Annotated in this window: 20 protein-coding genes; 15 read left to right on the top strand and 5 right to left on the bottom strand. The window is 52.6% G+C overall.

The features are described 5' to 3' along the window. Nucleotides 1-260: 260 nt before the first annotated feature. The gene (locus BLU64_RS03375) at nucleotides 261-1,622 is read left to right on the top strand and encodes an L-serine ammonia-lyase (RefSeq protein WP_026742409.1); all 1,362 of its coding nucleotides are present in this window, start codon (nucleotides 261-263) and stop codon (nucleotides 1,620-1,622) included. A gap of 56 nt (nucleotides 1,623-1,678) precedes the next feature. Here BLU64_RS03375 and BLU64_RS03370 read toward each other — a convergent pair whose 3' ends face one another. After that, entirely contained in the window at nucleotides 1,679-3,238 is a 1,560-nt protein-coding gene (locus tag BLU64_RS03370; protein WP_026742408.1) for a TerC family protein, read from the bottom strand. Between the two features lie 591 nt (nucleotides 3,239-3,829). Here BLU64_RS03370 and manX point away from each other — a divergent pair. From manX to mntP, 5 genes are all read left to right on the top strand, one after another. Continuing rightward, entirely contained in the window at nucleotides 3,830-4,792 is a 963-nt protein-coding gene (gene manX, locus BLU64_RS03365; RefSeq protein ID WP_026742407.1) for a PTS mannose transporter subunit IIAB, read from the top strand. A 66-nt stretch (nucleotides 4,793-4,858) separates the two neighbouring features. After that, complete coding sequence (locus BLU64_RS03360) at nucleotides 4,859-5,659, top strand: PTS mannose/fructose/sorbose transporter subunit IIC (RefSeq protein ID WP_026739370.1); 801 nt, start codon at nucleotides 4,859-4,861, stop codon at nucleotides 5,657-5,659. Between the two features lie 13 nt (nucleotides 5,660-5,672). After that, nucleotides 5,673-6,515: a PTS mannose transporter subunit IID gene (locus BLU64_RS03355; protein ID WP_026739369.1), complete on the top strand. Its 843-nt coding sequence runs from the start codon at nucleotides 5,673-5,675 to the stop codon at nucleotides 6,513-6,515. A 51-nt stretch (nucleotides 6,516-6,566) separates the two neighbouring features. After that, nucleotides 6,567-7,025, top strand: coding sequence for a DUF986 family protein (locus BLU64_RS03350; RefSeq protein WP_026742405.1), 459 nt, complete (start codon nucleotides 6,567-6,569; stop codon nucleotides 7,023-7,025). Nucleotides 7,026-7,407: 382 nt separating this feature from the next. Then, nucleotides 7,408-7,986 (top strand): manganese efflux pump MntP, encoded by a 579-nt coding sequence (gene mntP / locus BLU64_RS03345; protein WP_026742404.1) that lies wholly within the window; start codon nucleotides 7,408-7,410, stop codon nucleotides 7,984-7,986. Nucleotides 7,987-8,033: 47 nt separating this feature from the next. Here the strand turns inward: mntP and rlmA are convergent, their stop codons facing one another. The 3 genes from rlmA to BLU64_RS03330 all read right to left on the bottom strand — a co-directional run bounded on the left by rlmA (nucleotide 8,034) and on the right by BLU64_RS03330 (nucleotide 9,306). Then, the gene (gene rlmA / locus BLU64_RS03340) at nucleotides 8,034-8,852 is read right to left on the bottom strand and encodes a 23S rRNA (guanine(745)-N(1))-methyltransferase (protein ID WP_026742403.1); all 819 of its coding nucleotides are present in this window, start codon (nucleotides 8,850-8,852) and stop codon (nucleotides 8,034-8,036) included. 87 nt (nucleotides 8,853-8,939) lie between these two features. Next, nucleotides 8,940-9,149: a transcription antiterminator/RNA stability regulator CspE gene (cspE, locus tag BLU64_RS03335; protein ID WP_005968829.1), complete on the bottom strand. Its 210-nt coding sequence runs from the start codon at nucleotides 9,147-9,149 to the stop codon at nucleotides 8,940-8,942. A gap of 22 nt (nucleotides 9,150-9,171) precedes the next feature. Beyond that, nucleotides 9,172-9,306, bottom strand: coding sequence for a DUF2627 domain-containing protein (locus tag BLU64_RS03330; RefSeq protein ID WP_071999772.1), 135 nt, complete (start codon nucleotides 9,304-9,306; stop codon nucleotides 9,172-9,174). Nucleotides 9,307-10,096: 790 nt separating this feature from the next. Here BLU64_RS03330 and BLU64_RS03325 point away from each other — a divergent pair. The 5 genes from BLU64_RS03325 to BLU64_RS03305 all read left to right on the top strand — a co-directional run bounded on the left by BLU64_RS03325 (nucleotide 10,097) and on the right by BLU64_RS03305 (nucleotide 14,685). Beyond that, on the top strand, nucleotides 10,097-11,008 hold the full coding sequence (locus BLU64_RS03325; RefSeq protein WP_026742402.1) for a metal ABC transporter substrate-binding protein: 912 nt from the start codon (nucleotides 10,097-10,099) through the stop codon (nucleotides 11,006-11,008). Next, on the top strand, nucleotides 11,005-11,910 hold the full coding sequence (locus BLU64_RS03320) for a manganese/iron ABC transporter ATP-binding protein (RefSeq protein ID WP_036152766.1): 906 nt from the start codon (nucleotides 11,005-11,007) through the stop codon (nucleotides 11,908-11,910). The genes BLU64_RS03325 and BLU64_RS03320 overlap by 4 nt, the downstream gene beginning before the upstream one ends. After that, nucleotides 11,907-12,767: a metal ABC transporter permease gene (locus BLU64_RS03315; protein ID WP_026742400.1), complete on the top strand. Its 861-nt coding sequence runs from the start codon at nucleotides 11,907-11,909 to the stop codon at nucleotides 12,765-12,767. The genes BLU64_RS03320 and BLU64_RS03315 overlap by 4 nt, the downstream gene beginning before the upstream one ends. After that, nucleotides 12,764-13,603 carry a metal ABC transporter permease gene (locus BLU64_RS03310; RefSeq protein ID WP_026742399.1) on the top strand — a complete coding sequence of 280 codons (840 nt, stop codon included), beginning with the start codon at nucleotides 12,764-12,766 and terminating at the stop codon, nucleotides 13,601-13,603. Before BLU64_RS03315 ends, BLU64_RS03310 begins: the two co-directional genes overlap by 4 nt. A gap of 209 nt (nucleotides 13,604-13,812) precedes the next feature. Next, complete coding sequence (locus tag BLU64_RS03305) at nucleotides 13,813-14,685, top strand: fructosamine kinase family protein (RefSeq protein ID WP_074727918.1); 873 nt, start codon at nucleotides 13,813-13,815, stop codon at nucleotides 14,683-14,685. A 26-nt stretch (nucleotides 14,686-14,711) separates the two neighbouring features. On the opposite strand, the gene BLU64_RS03300 is transcribed toward BLU64_RS03305, so the two are convergent. After that, nucleotides 14,712-15,260, bottom strand: a complete 549-nt coding sequence (locus BLU64_RS03300; RefSeq protein ID WP_026742397.1) for a YniB family protein — start codon at nucleotides 15,258-15,260, stop codon at nucleotides 14,712-14,714. A 208-nt stretch (nucleotides 15,261-15,468) separates the two neighbouring features. Between BLU64_RS03300 and hxpB the strand changes: the two genes are divergently transcribed. From hxpB to BLU64_RS03280, 4 genes are all read left to right on the top strand, one after another. After that, a complete protein-coding gene (hxpB, locus tag BLU64_RS03295; protein ID WP_074727916.1) occupies nucleotides 15,469-16,134 on the top strand; it encodes a hexitol phosphatase HxpB in 666 nt (221 codons plus the stop codon). 241 nt (nucleotides 16,135-16,375) lie between these two features. Continuing rightward, nucleotides 16,376-17,392 (top strand): alcohol dehydrogenase AdhP, encoded by a 1,017-nt coding sequence (gene adhP, locus BLU64_RS03290; protein WP_026742395.1) that lies wholly within the window; start codon nucleotides 16,376-16,378, stop codon nucleotides 17,390-17,392. 204 nt (nucleotides 17,393-17,596) lie between these two features. Then, entirely contained in the window at nucleotides 17,597-18,199 is a 603-nt protein-coding gene (locus BLU64_RS03285; RefSeq protein WP_026742394.1) for a metal-dependent hydrolase, read from the top strand. A 114-nt stretch (nucleotides 18,200-18,313) separates the two neighbouring features. Continuing rightward, nucleotides 18,314-19,705 carry an L-cystine transporter gene (locus BLU64_RS03280; RefSeq protein WP_026742393.1) on the top strand — a complete coding sequence of 464 codons (1,392 nt, stop codon included), beginning with the start codon at nucleotides 18,314-18,316 and terminating at the stop codon, nucleotides 19,703-19,705. Nucleotides 19,706-19,743 lie beyond the last annotated feature (38 nt).

The following is a 19,743-nucleotide window of genomic DNA, read 5'->3' as shown; positions in this document are numbered from 1 at the left end:
AACCACACTCATTCAACGGCGAGCCGTATCGTTTTAGCCCCGCTTGACGTTATCGCTGCATCTCATCGTGTCTGCTTGTTTCCCCTATGCTGATTGCCGACATCCCCTGTCCGACATTAGATTTTTATGGTCTTCATAGCCTGGTGCAATAAGTTTATTTCATGCGAAAAGACGCCTCCGCCCCCCGTAATCCCACTACAATAGCGCCAATATTTAGCCGCCTAACAAAGGCGTTCGACGGACGTTCAAAGGAGTGCTGCGTGATCAGCGTTTTCGATATGTACAAGATCGGTATCGGGCCTTCCAGTTCTCATACCATCGGCCCAATGAAGGCCGGTAAACAGTTCGTCGATGAATTGGAGCAGGCCGGCCTTCTCGCCAAGACCGATAGTGTGAAAGTCGATGTTTACGGCTCGCTGGCGCTCACCGGCAAAGGTCACCACACGGATATCGCAATCATCTTGGGTCTCGCCGGCAATCAGCCGGATACCGTGGACATCGATGCTATTCCCACGTTTATTCAGGATGTCGCTCTCCACCAGCGCTTGCCTTTGAACGGGCATCATGACGTGACGTTTTCCCAGGCCGACGGACTGACTTTTCATTCGGAAAACCTGCCGCTGCACGAAAACGGTATGACGCTGAGCGCATACGCGGGCGCGGCGCTGATTTACCGCCAGACCTATTATTCTATCGGCGGCGGCTTTATCGTCGACGAGGCCCACTTCGGCCAGCCCGTATTATCCCCCGTGGACGTGCCCTATCCTTATCACTCGGCGCAGCAGTTGCTCGCTCAGTGTAAAGCGAACGGTCTGTCCATCTCTGCCTTGATGTTGCGCAATGAGCGGGCCATCCGGCCGCAGGACGAGATCGAGGACTATTTTACGCATGTCTGGCGCGCGATGAGCCAGTGCATCGACCGCGGTCTTAATACCGAAGGCGTACTTCCCGGACCATTGCGCGTTCCTCGCCGCGCTGCCGCACTGCGACGCATGTTGATGTCGTCCGATGCCTTGACTCATGATCCCATGACCGTGGTCGACTGGGTCAATATGTTCGCTCTGGCCGTCAATGAAGAAAATGCGGCAGGCGGTCGCGTCGTCACGGCGCCGACCAACGGGGCCTGCGGTATCGTTCCCGCCGTGCTGGCCTACTACGATCGCTTCATCGAACCCGTCGGCCCGCCGGTTTTCCTGCCCTATTTCATGACGACAGGCGCTATCGGCATTTTGTACAAAATGAACGCCTCCATTTCGGGAGCCGAAGTTGGCTGTCAGGGCGAAGTCGGCGTCGCGTGTTCGATGGCCGCCGCCGGTCTGACCGAACTGCTGGGCGGCAGCCCCGAACAGGTCTGCGTCGCAGCGGAAATTGGGATGGAACACAATCTGGGGCTGACCTGCGATCCCGTCGCCGGTCAGGTTCAAGTGCCGTGTATCGAACGCAATGCGATTGCGGCCGTCAAGGCGATTAACGCATCGCGCATGGCATTACGGCGCACCTCCGAACCTCGGGTGTCATTAGATAAAGTGATCGAAACGATGTATGAAACCGGTAAAGATATGAATGCGAAATACCGGGAAACGTCGCGCGGCGGGTTGGCCATCAAAGTGCAGTGTGATTAGGCGGCGCTGAATTGAAAAGGCTGTGCGCGAATGCGCACAGCCGAGGGTAAAACCAATTACGCTTCTTCGTCGTGATCCGGCTGGTCGACAATGCGTTCGATACGCACCAGTTCGATGCGGTATTCGCTGGCCGCCATAATGGTAAATCTCAGGCGGCTAAACTCCAGCACTTCTCCTACATGCGGGAACTCATTGCTGTGAGCCAGCAGCAGTCCGGCGAGCGAGGTGTAATCCTCTTTCGGGTCTACCAGATCTTGCATGTCCAACGCCTGCTGTAGCGAGTGCAGGTCGGTCCCGCCTTTCACCAGCCAGCCTGTGGCGTCGGCAACAATCTCCGGCGTTTCATCCTCGTCGGGGAATTCACCGGCAATCGCTTCCAGCACGTCCAGCGGCGTCACCAGCCCCTGTACGACGCCAAACTCGTTGGTCACCATAACCAGACTGCCTTTCGCACGGCGCAGAACCGGTAGCAGGTTGATGACGTCCAACGTTTCCGGCACCACGATAGGCGATGTCACAGCGGCAAATTTTTCCACATCCTGCCCTTCTTCCAGCGCCACCAGCAGATCTTTCGCGCGCACGACGCCCACCAGCTCATCCAATTCCCCGCGGCAGACCGGGAAAAGGCTATGCGGGGTATCCAGCAGCTGAAGGCGGATCTCCTCAGTGGAACGCTCGCTGTCCACCCAGGAAATTTCCGTCCGCGGCGTCATGACGCTACGTAATGAACGCGAGGCCAGGGTCAGGACGCCGCTGATCATATAGCGTTCTTCCTCGGCGAATGTCTCTTCGATCCGCTGCTGAGGCTCTTCCTGATCATTTTGTTCGTGGGTTGTGGCACGCGCGCCCATCAGGCGCAAAATCGCTTCGGCGGTACGCTCGCGCATGGGACGATGCGACTGATGCTTCGCGAAGTTATGACGCGCAATCTGGTTGAACAGTTCGATGACGATGGAGAAACCAATCGCGGCATAGAGGTATCCCTTGGGAATATGGAAACCAAAACCTTCGGCAACCAGGCTAAGCCCAATCATCAACAGAAAGCTAAGGCACAGCACCACCACCGTAGGGTGTTCGTTCACGAATCGCGTCAGCGGTTTCGAGGCCAGCAGCATCACGCCCATCGCGATGACCACCGCGGTCATCATGATCCCCAGGTGGTTGACCATCCCGACGGCGGTAATCACCGCATCCAGAGAGAAAACCGCATCCAGAATGACGATCTGAATCACGACCGCCCAGAAATTAGCATGTTCGCGACTGGCGTTGGGATCATGCGGACGGTTTTCCAACCGCTCATGCAGTTCCATGGTCGCCTTGAAGAGAAGGAATATCCCCCCGGCGAGCAGAATCAGGTCTCGACCAGCGAAGCTGAAGTCGCCGACGTGAAACAGCGGACGCGTCAGCGTCACCATCCAGGAAATCAAGGAGAGCAGTCCCAGACGCATCAACAGTGCGAGCGACAGGCCGATGACTCGAGCCTTGTCACGCTGTTTTGGCGGAAGTTTGTCCGCCAGAATGGCGATGAACACCAGGTTGTCGATGCCCAGAACAATTTCGAGTACCACCAACGTCAGTAAGCCTGCCCAGATTGAAGGATCTAGCAAAAATTCCATGTCAGACTCCGAAAAATGAACGAACTAATGACATTAATGCCACAGCGTTTTTGAATAAGGTTGAAGTGTGTGCACGATCGGCTTGGGGCTGATGTGGGTCGGAATGGCCATTTAAGAAGTAGCAATCACCCGCCGCAGCCGGTGTAATAGAAATGAATCGTCGATGACAGTCCATAGGAAAGGCGTCCGCCTGTAACTCCTCTTTAATTGAAAGAATGTTAACTCTAGCAGGTTGTTTCTGGTTTTAACAAAGATTTTCTATAGGCGTACTTTCTTCGCCAATATTGATAACAAAAGCACACTTTTCAGGATTCGTATGACAGATCACATTTTGCCCCCAAAGATTGGGGAGCGGCGTCACACTATTTATTTTTTCGCAACATAAAATAAGTCACGGCTTGGTAAGACATTTCTGAACGGCTTGAATCGATTCACAGTTCATCCCAAGCAGCTCCGCTTATTCACGACGCGGATTCGTAAAAACATTGAGCAAACTATTGTCAACAAGACGGGAAACCTTTTCAAAAGATGCGTCCCCGTCCTCCCTGTACACAACGCACCTTAAGAAGGTGTCAAATGAGGAGGTAGCAAGTGAGTATCGCAATGATCTTATGCACTCACGGTGCCACTGCCGGGCCACTACTCAATACGGCTGAAATGATCTTGGGAAAACAAGACAACGTCAGTTGGGTTGATTTTGTTCCCGGCGAAAATGCTGAAACATTGTTGGAAAAATACGAGGCTAAACTCAGCGAGTTGGACACGACTCAAGGCGTCCTCATCCTAGTGGATACCTGGGGGGGCAGTCCTTTCAATGCAGCCAGTCGCCTGGTGACAGGCAAAGAAAACCATGAAGTGATCACCGGGGCCAACATCCCCATGCTGGTTGAGACTTTTATGGCGCGTGACGACGATCCGGACTTTGCCGATTTGGTGGCTATCGCTCTTGAGGCAGGCAGCGCTGGTGTCAAAGCGCTCAAAACAGCTAATGCAACCCCAGCGGTCTCCGTGGCACAGCCTGCCGCCAAGCCCGCTGCCGCCGACCTGCCTGGCTCCGGCGGTCACATGGAAATCGGTCTGGCACGTATTGATGACCGGTTAATCCATGGACAAGTAGCAACCCGTTGGACCAAAGAAACCGGCGTCAACCGCATTATTGTCGTGAGCAATGAAGTCGCAGCGGACAACGTGCGCAAGACATTGTTGACTCAGGTCGCGCCTCCCGGGGTCAGCGCGCATGTGGTAGACGTTGCGAAGGCCATTCGTGTTTACAACAACCCCAAATATGCTGGCGACCGCGTCATGCTGCTGTTCACCAATCCTACCGATGTCGAAACGCTGGTTGAAGCCGGTGTGGATTTGCCATCAGTCAATATAGGCGGCATGGCCTACCGACAAGGGAAAATACAGGTCAATAACGCCGTGTCCATAGATGAAAAAGATATTGAGGCATTTCGTAAACTGGCCGATCGCGGTATCGAGTTAGAGGTCCGTAAAGTTTCAAGCGATAGCAAAATCAACATGATGGATTTAATTAACAAGGCGGCTCGCTAATACACCAAAAATAGTGATGCGTAACCCTTTAAAGACTCAGAATGCTATTCATACAGGAGAAGTACAATGGAGATCACCACGCTTCAGATTGTGCTGATATTTATCGTAGCTTGTATATCGGGGATGGGGTCCATTCTTGATGAGTTCCAGTTCCACCGCCCTCTGGTGGCCTGTACCTTGATTGGTTTTGTTCTCGGCGATATTAAAACCGGTATTATTATCGGCGGGACATTGGAAATGATCGCCTTGGGGTGGATGAATATCGGGGCCGCCGTGGCGCCCGATGCCGCGTTGGCGTCCATTATTTCCACGATCCTGGTCATCGCGGGCGGACAGAGCGTCGGCGCGGGGATCGCACTGGCTATCCCACTGGCGGCGGCGGGTCAGGTGCTGACCATCATCGTTCGCACCATCACGGTGGCTTTCCAGCATGCGGCGGACAGTGCGGCTGAGCGCGGCAATCTGTCGGCGATCAGCTGGCTCCATATCTCCGCGCTGCTGTTGCAAGCCATGCGTATCGCTATCCCGGCCGTTCTCGTCGCTATTTCCGTCGGGACCGAAGTGGTGCACACCCTGCTTTCCTCTATACCGGACGTTGTCACCAACGGTCTGAATATCGCGGGCGGTATGATTGTCGTTGTTGGGTATGCAATGGTCATCAATATGATGCGCGCCGGCTATCTGATGCCGTTCTTCTATCTCGGCTTCGTCACCGCGGCCTTCACCAACTTCAACCTGGTCGCACTGGGTGTGATTGGCGTTGTCATGGCCGTGCTGTATATCCAGGTCAGCCCGAAATACAACAAGGCTCAAGGTGCGGCGGCTCCCGCTCAGGGCAACAACGATCTCGACAACGAACTGGATTAACAGGAGTGAAATCATGACCGATTCAACCCAAGTAAAAAAACTCACTGCCAGCGACGTACGAGGCGTGTTTATTCGCTCTAACCTGTTCCAGGGATCGTGGAACTTCGAACGTATGCAGGCGCTCGGCTTTTGTTTCTCGATGGTACCTGTCATCCGCCGTCTGTATCCGGAAAATTCGGAAGAACGCAAACAGGCGATCAAGCGCCATCTGGAATTTTTCAATACCCATCCCTTTGTCGCCGCTCCAATTCTGGGCGTGACAATGGCGATGGAAGAACAGCGGGCTAATGGCGCGCCCATCGACGACGGCGCCATCAACGGCCTTAAAGTCGGATTGATGGGACCACTGGCTGGCGTCGGAGACCCGATCTTTTGGGGAACCGCCCGCCCGGTATTCGCCGCGCTCGGCGCCGGGATAGCCATGACGGGAAGCCTGCTCGGCCCGATCCTGTTCTTCGTGCTCTTTAATCTGGTACGTCTGCTCGTGCGCTATTACGGCGTCGCCTATGGCTACCGTAAAGGCGCGGACATCGTCAGCGATATGGGTGGCGGTTTCCTGCAAAAAATGACGGAGGGGGCGTCAATCCTTGGTCTGTTCGTCATGGGGGCGCTGGTTAACAAATGGACCCACGTCAATATCCCCATGGTAGTGTCACGCGTTACCGGTCAGGATGGTCACACCACGGTCACTACCGTGCAATCCATCCTCGATCAGCTCATGCCAGGGCTGGTGCCGCTGCTGCTGACCTTCGGCTGTATGTGGCTGCTTCGCCGCAAGGTGAATGCGCTTTGGCTTATCATGGGCTTCTTCGCCATCGGCATCTTCGGTTACTGGATTGGCCTACTGGGGCTGTAACGCTCTCCTGCCGGGGATAGTTGCTGTCCCCGGTCCATTCATGGAGTTGCCATGACTTTCACCGATATCGTTATCATCCTCTGTATCGCCCTCACCCTCATCTATGCCGTTTATGATGAATTTCTAATGGACCGTCGCAAGGGGCCAACACGCCTGCGGATATTATTACGTCGTCACAGTCATTTGGATGCGGTAATTTATATCGGGTTGATTGGTATTTTAATTTATAAAAACATTACAGGTTTGGGCACAATAATTACCACGATATTACTGTTCTCCCTGTTACTGATGGTTATTTATCTTTTCTTTATCAGACACCCCAAACTACTATTTAAACAACAGGGTTTCTTTTATGAAAACATTTATATTCCTTATGCGAGAATAAAAAATATCAATTTATCCGAAGACGGCGTTCTAATTATTTCCTTGGAAAAAAAAGCATTAAAAATCAGCGTCCGTGAATTAGATGATCTGGAAAGAATCTACAATTTTATGATTGAAAATCAATAAATTGAAACTTAGTCATCCCCATATGATGGCAAAGGATAATCAGCGTTATCTTCTCCGTTTTTTATCCATGCGAATTATACTGTCATTTCGGGTATGTTTCACAGATGTCAAAGGTGAAAATAATTATCAGTTGCATTTGTTTTCCTCAATATATTTATTGTTGTTTAGCCCAGAAATAATATGTTAAGGTTGCGCGGTCATTTGGGGAGTAGCTAATTCCTGAGTTTCTTATCAGGAATGTTCGTGTCAACATGCTCGTTTTTCTTAAAAACGTGGTGCGAACGGCCAGACAGGCAGGCGAGACCATATGCACGCGATCTATTATCTGGTTGGGGGGATAGATCGTGTGATATGGAGAAACGCCCCGCCGAGGCTATTTACAATGAATCTATCTGCAACTCTAATTCTTGCCTTTGGCATGTCCATGGATGCTTTCGCCGCTTCAATTGGTAAAGGCGCCGCCTTACACAAGCCTCGCTTTAGCGATGCCATCCGCACAGGACTCATTTTCGGTCTCATCGAAGCCATCACGCCATTAATCGGTTGGGGCCTCGGCTTCTACGCCAGTCGCTTCATTATTGAATGGGACCACTGGGTCGCTTTCAGCCTGCTGTTAATCCTCGGCACACGTATGATCGTCGAAGGATTCAAGGGTGAAGAAACCTCCGCCCATAACGGTAAACTCCGCAAACACGGTCTATTTACGTTAGTTTGCACCGCTATCGCCACCAGTCTTGACGCGATGGCGATAGGGGTGGGACTCGCTTTCCTGCAGGTCAATATTGTTCACACAGCGATGGTAATTGGATGCGCCACCATGATTATGGTCACCTTCGGTATGATGATTGGACGTTACGTCGGTCCGCTGCTCGGTAAGAAAGCGGAGATCATGGGCGGCGTAGTGCTCATTGGTATCGGGTGTAATATTCTGCACAGCCATCTATCCAGCCTGGCCGGATGATCAGGTCGACGAAGCGAGCCTTTCTTTCGCCGCCCTATTTATCACGATTACAGCTTGCGGTGCGTTCGAATCAGAAAATCCGTTTCACATTCAAACAGTGATTCAGCCGTCAATGACGCCATCACCTCCGGTGACGCCTTCCATGCAAAAGGCGTCATTTGCAATAGCGCCGCCGCTTCCTCGCCTGTTAGAGACAGGATGTAGCTAAGCGTCTTCGTGTCTTCCAGCTTAAATCCCACCAGCGTTTCTTCCTTTATTGGATGCAGTTTTACCTCTCGATAAATGCGCTCTTTCAACTGATATAAATGTCGCGGACCGGGAGAAACCGTCATCACCAGACCGTCCGGCTTCACAACGCGCTCCAGCTCTTGATCGTTACAAGGAGCGTAAATCTTCAATACCGCATCCAATGAGTGCGCGTTGAACGGTAGACGCTGGCTAGATGCAACGCAAAAATCCACACGATGATACCGGCGTGCGGCGCGTTGGATCGCCACTTTAGAGACATCTAAACCACAAACCTGTACGCCGTCATCCGCCAGGCATGATGACAATGCATCCGTGTAATACCCTTCGCCACAGCCAATATCCAATACCGCCTCAGCCTGCTCCGTCAATTGGCTTTTTAGCGCCGCGCACAGATGATCGCGTAGAGGCAAATAATGGCCCGCATCCAGAAATGCGCGACGGGCCTGCATCATTTCCGCATTGTCTCCGGGCTGTTTTGAGCGCTTGAACTGCACTGGGAGCAGATTGACGTACCCTTCTTTCGCGCGATCGAAATGGTGTTGTCCGCAGGTCCAGCGGGAGGGTTCGGGTTGAAGGGGCTGATGGCACAGGGGGCATTGGTAAAGCGCAGACGACATCTTGTTACCTTTTTGTTGCATAGTTCGGCTGACGACAAAAACAAAAAACCCGCATCAAGGCGGGTTTTATTACGCAGAATGTGTAAATTACAGTGCAGTGACGTTTACTGCTGAAGGACCTTTCTGGCCATCCTGAATTTCAAACTCAACGTTCTGGCCTTCAGCCAGAGTTTTGAAGCCATTACCCTGAATTGCAGAGAAATGTACGAATACATCTTTGCTGCCGTCAGCCGGAGTAATGAAGCCAAAACCTTTAGACTCGTTGAACCACTTAACCTGACCTTTAATCTTTGCCATTTCAATATTTCCTTTAAACGTTCTAGACCGCCCGAAGGCGTTGTACAGATAAATTTGAGTCGTTGCTGCTAGAGGCACCAAAGTAAGGATCGACAGAGAAGTGGTATTCAACGTGAACGTTAGTACTCAAGACTTCTTTACGGAAAATGCCATTCATATACAGAACTGAACCTCGTTTCATCCAAATGCGTTATCACATACTCTGTGATCCTTGGCAAGCCATTTTTTACCAATGGTTGGCACGACGCACATATTTGTATATTTCATGCTTTATTCGTATATCTAATTCTAATAGCTGGCATTATTAGTGCGCAGTTTGATGATAAAAATGAACACACAACGTAACCTTACTCTAGACATGATTATTATGGCACCCTCACGTCAGCTCGCCAGTAACCTGATTAATTAATTTGTCATTATGGATAGATAGCATTACATCTCATTGGACGAGAAAACATCAGTACCTTGAACTGCTAACACTAAACACTGGTTTTAATATAGAACGAACATTCTCTTCTTCTTTTTCTGCGTTACTCAGCCACCCTTTTCGATAATATCAAAGCCTATAAAACAAACACTTTCGCACTATCGGTTTGATAGAAAACCAGCGGCGACGATGACGCCACATTCCAGTGTTGACACCTTTGAGATAAGGCCCTTTTGATGCGTTAGAGGCAGCTCACGCGTGGGAAAATGGTCTCCATAAGAATTATAGCCTCAAGACAACCACACAAACTTTGTAACATTTAACGACATTCATTAATCTTGCGCTAATCTGTTAACTAAGGCAGAACTTAGCGAGCCCAACGCCCTACAGCCTTACACTCTCTTGTTTACAGCGATTGTACAGAAATCGGAAAGATTGACACTGATTCGAGAGCGTCATACCATAAATTGAATGATAAGTATTATCATTTAAACCATACAATTAGCCTCGAGGACTTTGAATGAATTCGTCTCGACACTCTCTTTCCGTTTTTTTCTATACCTTCGTCTGGTTGTTTTGCAGTGCATTGACCTTATCGCCCGTACACGCTGCTGATAAATTCCGTGTTGTAACAACCTCGACGATTATTCAGGATATGGCACAAAACGTTGCTGGCGATGCCGCGACGGTAGTCTCCATCGCCAAAGCCGGCGCGGATATCCATGATTATCAACCCACACCGCGAGATATTGTCAAAACTCAGTCGGCCCAACTGATCTTGTGGAATGGGATGAATCTGGAGCGCTGGTTCACACGCTTTTTTGAGAACATAAAAAACGTACCTGCCGTCGTAGTAACCGAAGGCATCACGCCTCTTCCCATCCGAGAAGGCCCTTACAATGGCAATCCGAATCCTCACGCATGGATGTCCCCCACTAACGCACTGATCTACGTCGAGAATATTCGTCAGGGGCTAGTAAAGTACGACCCTGCCCATGCAGATACTTATAACGAGAACGCCCGCATGTATTCCGAAAAAATTAGAGCCATGGATGCCCCACTGCGCGAGCGACTCGCGCGCATTCCAGCGGAGCAGCGCTGGTTAGCGACCAGCGAAGGCGCATTTAGCTATCTCGCCAAGGATTACCATCTGAACGAGATCTATCTCTGGCCGATCAATGCTGATGAGCAAGGCTCGCCGCAGCAGGTTCGCCGGGTGATCGATCAGGTCCGTCAAAAACACATTCCCGTTATTTTCAGCGAAAGCACCGTTTCCGATAAACCAGCACGCCAGGTAAGTAAAGAAACCGGCGCCAAATACGGCGGAGTGTTATATGTCGACTCTCTGTCCACTCAAGACGGACCGGTTCCCAGTTATCTGGACCTGCTTCGGGTCACGGTCGATACCATCGCTAAAGGATTCGAACGATGAATCAATCGGCAGAGGCAACAACTGATCAGCTGTCGTTGGAGGTACAGTCCGTTTCTGTCACTTACAATAACGGTCACCAGGCTATCCGAGATGCCTCCTTTTCATTGACCGACGGCACGATTTGCGCGTTGGTCGGTGTCAATGGAAGCGGTAAATCCACTCTGTTTAAAAGCATTATGGGACTAGTGAAGCCCACCAGCGGAGAGGTAAAACTTAATCGGCAACCTATCGCTTCCGCACTGAAACAAAACCTGATTGCCTATGTACCGCAAACAGAGGAAGTTGACTGGAATTTTCCAGTACGCGTTTACGACGTCGTCATGATGGGCCGCTATGGGAAGATGAACTTCCTGCGAATACCGGGAGCGAAAGATAAAGCTATCGTTGCGGAGGCGCTTGAACGTGTCGGGCTTTCTAGCCTACGCGAACGTCAAATCGGCGAGCTGTCCGGCGGCCAGAAAAAACGAGTTTTTCTCGCGAGGGCGCTGGCTCAACAGGGGAGCGTTTTATTGCTCGACGAACCGTTTACCGGCGTAGATGTTCAAACGGAAAATGCCATCGTCGACCTGCTACGCGCTTTACGGACAGAAGGTCATCTCATCCTTGTCGCCACCCACAATCTCGGCAGCGTGCCGGAGTTCTGCGACCAGGTCATTTTGGTCAATCAAACCGTTCTCGCCTCAGGTCCCACTCATAGCACGTTTACGCAGTCCAATCTGGAGAAAACCTTTGGCGGTGTACTTCGTCATATCAACTTGGGGGGGGCCAATCTGCACGCTGACGACGATAGTCGCTGCGTAACGGTATTAACGGATGACGAACGTCCCGCCGTGTTTTACGGTTCGACCAAAAGCGATCCACCGACGTTTAGCCAGCAGCCGGGGGAGAAAAAAACGCCATGAGCGAATTACTCCTTCCCTTTAGCTACGACTACATGGTGAAAGCCATCTGGGTCAGCGCGATGGTCGGCGCCGTCTGCGCGTTCCTCTCCGCCTACCTGATGCTCAAGGGCTGGTCTTTAATGGGCGACGCCCTGTCCCATTCGGTCGTGCCGGGCGTCGCCGGCGCCTACGCGCTGGGGCTGCCTTATGCGGCTGGCGCGTTTTTTAGCGGAATGCTGGCCGCATTGGCCATGACGTTCGTCAGACAAATAACGCGCCTGAAAGAAGATGCTATTATTGGCTTTATTTTTTCGACTTTTTTCGCCATAGGGCTACTGATCATCTCGCTCAACCCAACGTCCATCAATGTCCAGTCAATTATCTTTGGCAATATTCTGGGCATTGCTGATGAAGACGCTTTGCAGGTATTGGTGATCATTGTCGTCACCTTCCTCATATTATGTCTGCGGTGGAAAGATTTACTGGCGGTGTTTTTCGATGAAAACCATGCCAGTTCGCTTGGCTTGTCGCCGATGAGACTGAAAATACTGTTTTTTACCTTGTTGAGCGCCTGCACCGTCGCCGCACTACAGACCGTAGGCGCGATTCTCGTCATTGCTATGGTAATTACGCCGGGCGCGACGGCGTATCTGCTGACCGACAGATTTGGTTACCTGATTTTAATCTCCATCGCCGTAGGAACCCTGACGAGCGCGATGGGCGCCTATATCAGTTTCTTCCTTGACGGCGCCACCGGCGGCGTTATCGTCACGCTACAAACGCTGGTGTTCCTGATAGCTTTTGTGTTTGCGCCAAAACATGGCGTGCTGGCTGCGCGTCGCCAACGCAGACGGGCCAGCCGGGGAGAGAACCTATGAGTCTGATACATTGGATTACCGACCCGCTGAGCTACCCTTTTATGCAACGCGCCCTGCTGGCGGCGGTCATCACTGGCGTTGTTTGCGCCGTCCTGTCCTGCTACCTGGTGCTGAAGGGCTGGTCTTTAATGGGAGATGCGATTTCCCACGCCGTGCTGCCGGGGATTGTGCTGGCCTTTTTACTCGGCATGCCACTGGCGATAGGGGCTTTCGCCTCCGGCCTCTTCTGCGCAGTCGCCACCGGCTATGTAAAGACCCATTGTCGGGTGAAGGAAGATACCGTTATGGGGATTATTTTCTCCGGTATGTTCGCGCTGGGACTTGTGATGTTTGCGCGTGTCGACAGCGACCAGCATCTTACCCATATCCTGTTTGGCAACGTGCTGGGGATTTCAGCGAGTGACTTATGGCAAATCGTCATTATCGCTGCCGGCACATTGACGATCGTGCTGCTGCGCCGCCGGGACTTCATGTTGTACTGTTTCGATCCTAACCACGCCCGCGTGATCGGACTGCCGGTTAAATGGCTGCACTATGGGCTGCTGTGCCTACTGTCGCTGACTATCGTCGCGTCTTTACAGGCCGTCGGCGTGATTCTGGTGATCGCCATGCTGATCGCCCCCGGTATCATCGCCTATATGCTCTGCAAGACGTTTGACCGCATGCTGATTATCGCGACCACAATATCCGTTTTATCGTGCGTATCCGGCACGCTGGTGAGCTTTTATATCGATGGCGCAACCGGTCCGTGCATCGTCATTATTCAGGCATGTCTGTTTGCCGTCGCGCTGAGCTATCACCAAGTGAAGTCTCGCCGCCCACGCAGCCGCGTTTAATCGCAAAAATTCAGAATGCCGACAGTGACAAAAGATGACGGTTGGCGGTATGGTGAATCCAGCGCCGTATATTTAACCCAAACTTTCATTGCCCTGCCCGTCGTCAGTCCAAACGCATCATAGCGATGGACGGCGACGGTGACGAGCTCCAGAGGACATAAACCGCTAACGTAACGATATATCGCGTCATTCCAACAGGAGGTTTCTCTATGTGGCACTCGATCGGTCAATTATTGGCAGAGCATTTGGGGCCGGGAGAATTACGGGATCGCAGGGAACTGCCAGGCGGAGAAATTCATTCCGCATGGTATCTCCGTTATGGCAAGCACGACGTCTTTATCAAAAGTGACTCACGGGAAATGCTGCCGAAATTCCGGGCGGAAGCGGAACAGCTCGAACTACTGGCCCGCAGCGAAACGGTGCACGTTCCTAAGGTATATGGCGTCGGCAGCCACCGAGACACCAGCTTCCTTCTCCTGCAATATATCGAATTCAGGCCGCTGGATGCGCACGGCGCTTGGCGTCTCGGCGAACAGCTGGCGCGCCTGCACCAGTGGAGCGAACAACTCCTGTTTGGCTTTGACTTCGATAACGACCTCTCCACCACCCCGCAGCCGAATGCCTGGCGCCGCCGCTGGTCCAGTTTTTTTGCCGAACAACGAATCGGCTGGCAACTGCAACTGGCGGCAGAAAAAGGGATGTCTTTCGGAGATATCGATGCGTTGGTGACCGTTGCAGAACAGAAACTGTCTGGCCACCAGCCGCCGCCGTCGCTGCTGCATGGCGATTTGTGGTCTAACAACTGGGGGAACAGCGCGGGTGGCGTGTATTTGTTCGACCCAGCCTGTTATTGGGGCGATCGGGAGTGCGATCTGGCGATGCTGCCGCTCTATCCGGAACTGCCGCCGCAAATCTATGACGGTTACCAGAATGTTTGGCCGCTGGAGAAAGGGTTTGTGGAACGGCAACCGATTTACCAGATTTACACTTTGCTCAATCGCGCGAATTTGTTCGGTGGTAAGTGCATCGCTGCGGCGCAGCAGGCGATCGAAGCACAGCTACAGGCAGCGGATATGGCGTGAGTCGGGCTGCTCCCCGACTCGCGTCATCAGGCGATCAAACCGATAACTTTGAGCACGACATAGCCAATGACGCCGACGATAATCGGCAATATGTACAGCGGGAAGAACTGCAACAGAATGGTATGACGCGGAAGTTTGACCCGGTTTTCCAGCTCGTCACGGGTTTTGCCGTCGTTGCCTTTTGCGTTTTCCAGGATCATCTGATCCTCCAGCCCCTCACGAATATGTTTCACCCGACGAGAAAGGCGCGCACCGGAGACCTGCATCGCTAACCCGACAAAGATTAAAATATAAATAAGCCAGAACATCAGAGTCGGCGAGGAGAATAATCGGCTAAAGTCCGGCACCGGCGAGTTATACCAAAAGAGATTGAGAAACGGCGTATTGAAGCGAAGCACTTCCACGACCAGGTGCAAAAAGTCTTGCATGACCCCATTAATCCCCTGCTTTCTCTCCGTGAAGTCATAAATGACATTCGCCAGCGAAATGATCGTAGAAAGCACGGCCGGAATAAAAATGAGCCATCCCGCAATACGTTTGACCACGGCGATGAGGCCTGCCTGTTGATACGTCATGAGTTCCCCTTGATGAGTGACGCAGCCTAAATATCTCGATGAGATAACACATAGTGTAGACACATAAAAACCGTTAGCAGGGTACTTCAGGTTTCCAGCGAGTCAACGTTTTCTTGCGGGATGGCCTTTTGAAGCAATGATTTAGCGTATAACTGGTTTATAATTGCAATTCTTTTCGATTTTGTTTCCATCACAGGAGCCCAGCCCTATGCCTGCCATTTACCCTATTAACGCGGCCATTTTCGATATGGACGGATTGCTGATCGACTCCGAGCCGTTCTGGGAGCGTTCGATACACGAGGTCATCAGCGGATTGGGCGTGGATATGTCATCAACCGATGGCATGCCGGACCTGCTGGGCCTGCGCATCGATATGGTAGTTGCACTCTGGTATCAGCACTCCCCTTGGAAAGGCCCGAGCAAAGAAGAGGTCACCACCCGCATTATCAAACGTACCATTCAGTGCGTGGAAGAAGCCCGTCCTTTGTTACCCGGTGTGGAGCAGGCGTTGCAACTGTGCCGCAGTCAAAATCTGAAGATTGGTCTGGCTTCCGCCTCCCCGCTGTTTATGTTGGAGCAGGTGCTGGAGATGTTTAATCTGCGGGATTATTTCGATACGCTGATGTCCGCCGATCAACTCCCCTATAGCAAGCCACATCCCGAAGTTTATCTGCGCGCGGCGCAGGCGCTGGACGTATCCCCACTCGCCTGCGTCACACTGGAAGATTCGGTCAATGGCATGATCGCGACCAAGGCCGCCCGCATGCGTTCTATCGTCGTTCCGGCAGCAGAGATGCGCCACGACCCGCGTTGGGCATTAGCTGACGTTAAACTGGCGTCGCTGCAAGAGCTCACCGCGGCCCACATTTACTGAACAACTCTGCGGTGCTCCGTCAACCCGAAGCACCCGTCAATCCTGTTCCTCTTTATCCTTCCCATCCCTGTTTTCCTTACAGAAAATAGGGATGTCATCCGCATCGTCAAAAAAGATTTTAACAAGTATATCAAACTGTTAATGAGAACGAATTTGCTTCTCTTTTCACATTTTTTATCCCGCCGATATGCTACGCTTACTATCGATATATCACCAATACAACGGAGATGGTTTCATGATGATGAAAGCAGCAGTTGCAAAAGCCTTCGGACAGCCTCTGGTTATCGAGCAGGTGCCGGTACCGGAAGTGGGTCCAGGTCAGATATTGGTTAAAATTGCCGCCACCGGCGTATGCCACACCGATCTCCACGCCGTAGAAGGTGACTGGCCGGTCAAACCCAATCCGCCATTTATTCCGGGCCACGAAGGTGTGGGACACGTGGTGAAAGTCGGCGCGGGCGTCACTCACCTGAAAGAAGGCGATCGCGTGGGCGTTCCCTGGCTGTATTCCGCCTGTGGACACTGTGACTACTGTTTGGACGGTTGGGAAACGCTGTGTGAAAAACAGCAGAACTCCGGATACTCCGTCAACGGAAGCTTCGCAGAATACTGCCTCGCCGATGCCAACTATGTCGGTATCCTGCCGGACGACGTCGAGTTTAATGAAATCGCCCCGATCCTATGCGCAGGCGTAACCGTTTATAAAGGTCTTAAAATGACCGACACAAAACCGGGCGACTGGGTCGTTATCTCCGGTATCGGCGGTCTGGGTCATCTGGCTGTTCAGTACGCGAAGGCGATGGGCCTAAACGTCGCAGCCGTCGATATCGACGATAGCAAGCTGGAGTTCGCCAAACGTCTGGGCGCGACCGTCACCGTCAACGCGAAAAACACCGATCCGGTGGCCTATCTGAAAAAAGAAATCGGCGGCGCGCACGGCGTTCTGGTCACCGCAGTTTCTCCGAAAGCATTCGAGCAGGCCATCGGCATGGCCCGCCGCGGCGGTACCATCGCTCTGAACGGCCTACCGCCGGGTAAATTCGACCTGTCGATCTTCGACATGGTGCTGGACGGCATTACCGTTCGCGGTTCCATCGTTGGGACGCGTAAAGACCTGCAAGAGTCACTAGACTTCGCCAGCAAAGGCAAAGTGAAAGCGAATATCGCCGTTGAACCGCTGGAAAATATCAACGACATTTTCGCTCGCATGCATGCCGGTAAGATTGAAGGCCGTATCGTCGTCGATCTGTCGCTGTAATCGTCTCTTCCCCGTGGATTCACCACGGGGATACCTCTTTTCCTGCCGCCCAGGCCCCTACGTTCCCGCTTACCAACCTCACAATAACGGCTTCAAATCGCCTGTTTACGAAGCCTGATATCATAAAGAGTTACGCCGTCACGCCTTTAACCTCTCGTCGCAATATTTTATACTGTATAAAATGACAGCCTCCAGAGATATCGCATGACCGCCGAAGGCCACCTTCTATTCGCTGTTGCCAGCGCCATTTTCGCCAAAAAAGCAGAGCTTTCTCCCGCCCTTGCAGCCGGAGACTGGTGGCATATTATCCCTGCGGCCATGTTGACCTCGTTGTTGCCGGATATCGACCACCCTAAATCAGTATTGGGACAACGTTTGAAGTGGATCTCTGTCCCGGTAGCGCGCCTGTGTGGACATCGCGGCTTTACTCACAGCCTGTTAGCCATCATCGCCGGGCTGTACTTTATCCACACTCAGCTCCCCGCGAGTTGGCCTGTGCCCGGCGACGTCTACCACGCCATGATAGTGGGCTATCTCAGCCATATCGTTGCGGATATGCTGACGTCTGCAGGCGTACCGCTACTATGGCCGTGCCGCTGGCGATTCCGCTTCCCTATATTACAAAGCCAAAAAGGCAATCAGCTGGAACGGATGCTATGTTCAGGGCTGATTGTGCTGTCGTTATGGCAGCCCCAGAAGTCGCTGGAAAGCTGGAACTATCCTCAACCACCGAAATGGCTCCAGGGCCTTAGCATACAACTCCACCAGCTACTCACCCCACAACGCAGCACCTCACTGCGTTTTTAGGTGCAACCTGCCCAGTTTGCCGGTAACACCCGTTGAAAAGACCTGTTATTCTAGCGCGCTTGCCTCCTCGGCCGGGGAGCAAGATAAAAGATAACCAACGAGGGAGAAGTGGAGATGAATCTTCCGCTCATACTGAATGTCATTGTTTTCGCCCTGCTACTGATTGCGCTGAATTACTGCGGCAACGCGCGCTGGAGTCTGGCGAAGAAAGTGCTGCTGGGTCTGGTGCTAGGCGTGTTGTTAGGCCTGGGATTGCACCTGGTCTACGGCAATAATGCACCCGTGATTGCACAGTCGATTGCCTGGTTCAATATCGTCGGCAATGGCTATGTCCAACTACTGCAAATGGTCGTCATGCCGCTGGTCTTTGTGTCTATTCTAAGCTCGGTGGCGAAGCTGCATAACGCCTCGTCGCTGGGAAAAATCAGCCTGCTGACCATCGGCACGCTGCTTTTCACTACGCTGATTGCCGCGCTGGTCGGGGTTTTCGTCACCAACCTGTTCGGACTTAACGCCTCAGGGCTGGTGCAAGGCGCTCAGGAAACGGCTCGACTGTCTGCAATTGAGAACAACTACGCCGGTAAGGTCGCCGATCTCTCCGTACCGAATTTAATCCTGTCGCTTCTCCCCAAGAATCCGTTCGCGGATCTGACCGGCGCCAGTCCGACAGCCATTATCAGCGTGGTCATCTTCGCCGCGTTTCTGGGGGTCGCCGCGCTCCAACTGCTGAAAGATGACGCTGAAAAAGGCCAACAGGTCTTGATCGCCATCGATACTCTTCAGTCATGGGTGATGAAGCTGGTGCGACTGGTCATGCGTCTGACGCCTTACGGCGTGCTGGCGTTGATGACCAAGATGGTGGCCAGCTCCAACCTACAGGAGATCATCAAGCTCGGCAGCTTTGTGGTTGCTTCTTATCTGGGACTGGCCATGATGTTCGTCGTTCACGCCCTGCTGCTCTCGCTGACCGGCATCAACCCGGCTCGCTTCTTCCGTAAAGTTGGCCCGGTACTGTCCTTTGCCTTTACCAGCCGCTCCAGCGCGGCCACTATCCCACTGAGTATTGAAGCGCAAACCCGACGTCTGGGCATCCCGGAGTCTATCGCTAGTTTCGCCGCCTCGTTCGGCACCACCATCGGTCAAAACGGTTGTGCGGGGTTGTATCCGGCCATGCTGGCGGTGATGGTCGCACCAACGGTGGGCATCAACCCGCTGGACCCGGTTTGGATCGCCACGCTGGTGGGCATCGTGACCATCAGTTCCGCCGGCGTGGCTGGCGTGGGCGGCGGCGCGACCTTCGCGGCATTGATCGTCCTGCCCGCGATGGGGCTTCCGGTCACGCTGGTGGCTCTGCTTATTTCAATCGAACCCCTGATTGATATGGGGCGTACCGCGTTGAACGTCAGCGGCTCGATGACGGCGGGAACGGTGACTAGTCAGTTACTGAAGCAAACCGACAAACAGGTGTTTAATTCGCGGGAAGACGTGGAATTAAAGCAGCAGTAAGTTTGATCTTTCGCGTTTAAAAACCAAAAAGCCGAACA

The sequence above is a fragment of the Lonsdalea quercina genome, assembly GCF_900107885.1.
Lineage (GTDB): Bacteria > Pseudomonadota > Gammaproteobacteria > Enterobacterales > Enterobacteriaceae > Lonsdalea > Lonsdalea quercina.
This window is presented reverse-complemented; position numbering and strand designations above follow the sequence as displayed.

Coding starts and splice junctions, on each gene's coding strand:
- BLU64_RS03370 (WP_026742408.1), bottom strand. CDS start 3,238: ATGGAATTTTTGCTAGATCCTTCAATCTGGGCAGGCTTACTGACGTTG.
- BLU64_RS03360 (WP_026739370.1), top strand. CDS start 4,859: ATGGAGATCACCACGCTTCAGATTGTGCTGATATTTATCGTAGCTTGT.
- BLU64_RS03355 (WP_026739369.1), top strand. CDS start 5,673: ATGACCGATTCAACCCAAGTAAAAAAACTCACTGCCAGCGACGTACGA.
- BLU64_RS03350 (WP_026742405.1), top strand. CDS start 6,567: ATGACTTTCACCGATATCGTTATCATCCTCTGTATCGCCCTCACCCTC.
- mntP (WP_026742404.1), top strand. CDS start 7,408: ATGAATCTATCTGCAACTCTAATTCTTGCCTTTGGCATGTCCATGGAT.
- rlmA (WP_026742403.1), bottom strand. CDS start 8,852: ATGTCGTCTGCGCTTTACCAATGCCCCCTGTGCCATCAGCCCCTTCAA.
- cspE (WP_005968829.1), bottom strand. CDS start 9,149: ATGGCAAAGATTAAAGGTCAGGTTAAGTGGTTCAACGAGTCTAAAGGT.
- BLU64_RS03330 (WP_071999772.1), bottom strand. CDS start 9,306: ATGAATGGCATTTTCCGTAAAGAAGTCTTGAGTACTAACGTTCACGTT.
- BLU64_RS03325 (WP_026742402.1), top strand. CDS start 10,097: ATGAATTCGTCTCGACACTCTCTTTCCGTTTTTTTCTATACCTTCGTC.
- BLU64_RS03320 (WP_036152766.1), top strand. CDS start 11,005: ATGAATCAATCGGCAGAGGCAACAACTGATCAGCTGTCGTTGGAGGTA.
- BLU64_RS03315 (WP_026742400.1), top strand. CDS start 11,907: ATGAGCGAATTACTCCTTCCCTTTAGCTACGACTACATGGTGAAAGCC.
- BLU64_RS03310 (WP_026742399.1), top strand. CDS start 12,764: ATGAGTCTGATACATTGGATTACCGACCCGCTGAGCTACCCTTTTATG.
- BLU64_RS03305 (WP_074727918.1), top strand. CDS start 13,813: ATGTGGCACTCGATCGGTCAATTATTGGCAGAGCATTTGGGGCCGGGA.
- BLU64_RS03300 (WP_026742397.1), bottom strand. CDS start 15,260: ATGACGTATCAACAGGCAGGCCTCATCGCCGTGGTCAAACGTATTGCG.
- hxpB (WP_074727916.1), top strand. CDS start 15,469: ATGCCTGCCATTTACCCTATTAACGCGGCCATTTTCGATATGGACGGA.
- adhP (WP_026742395.1), top strand. CDS start 16,376: ATGAAAGCAGCAGTTGCAAAAGCCTTCGGACAGCCTCTGGTTATCGAG.
- BLU64_RS03285 (WP_026742394.1), top strand. CDS start 17,597: ATGACCGCCGAAGGCCACCTTCTATTCGCTGTTGCCAGCGCCATTTTC.
- BLU64_RS03280 (WP_026742393.1), top strand. CDS start 18,314: ATGAATCTTCCGCTCATACTGAATGTCATTGTTTTCGCCCTGCTACTG.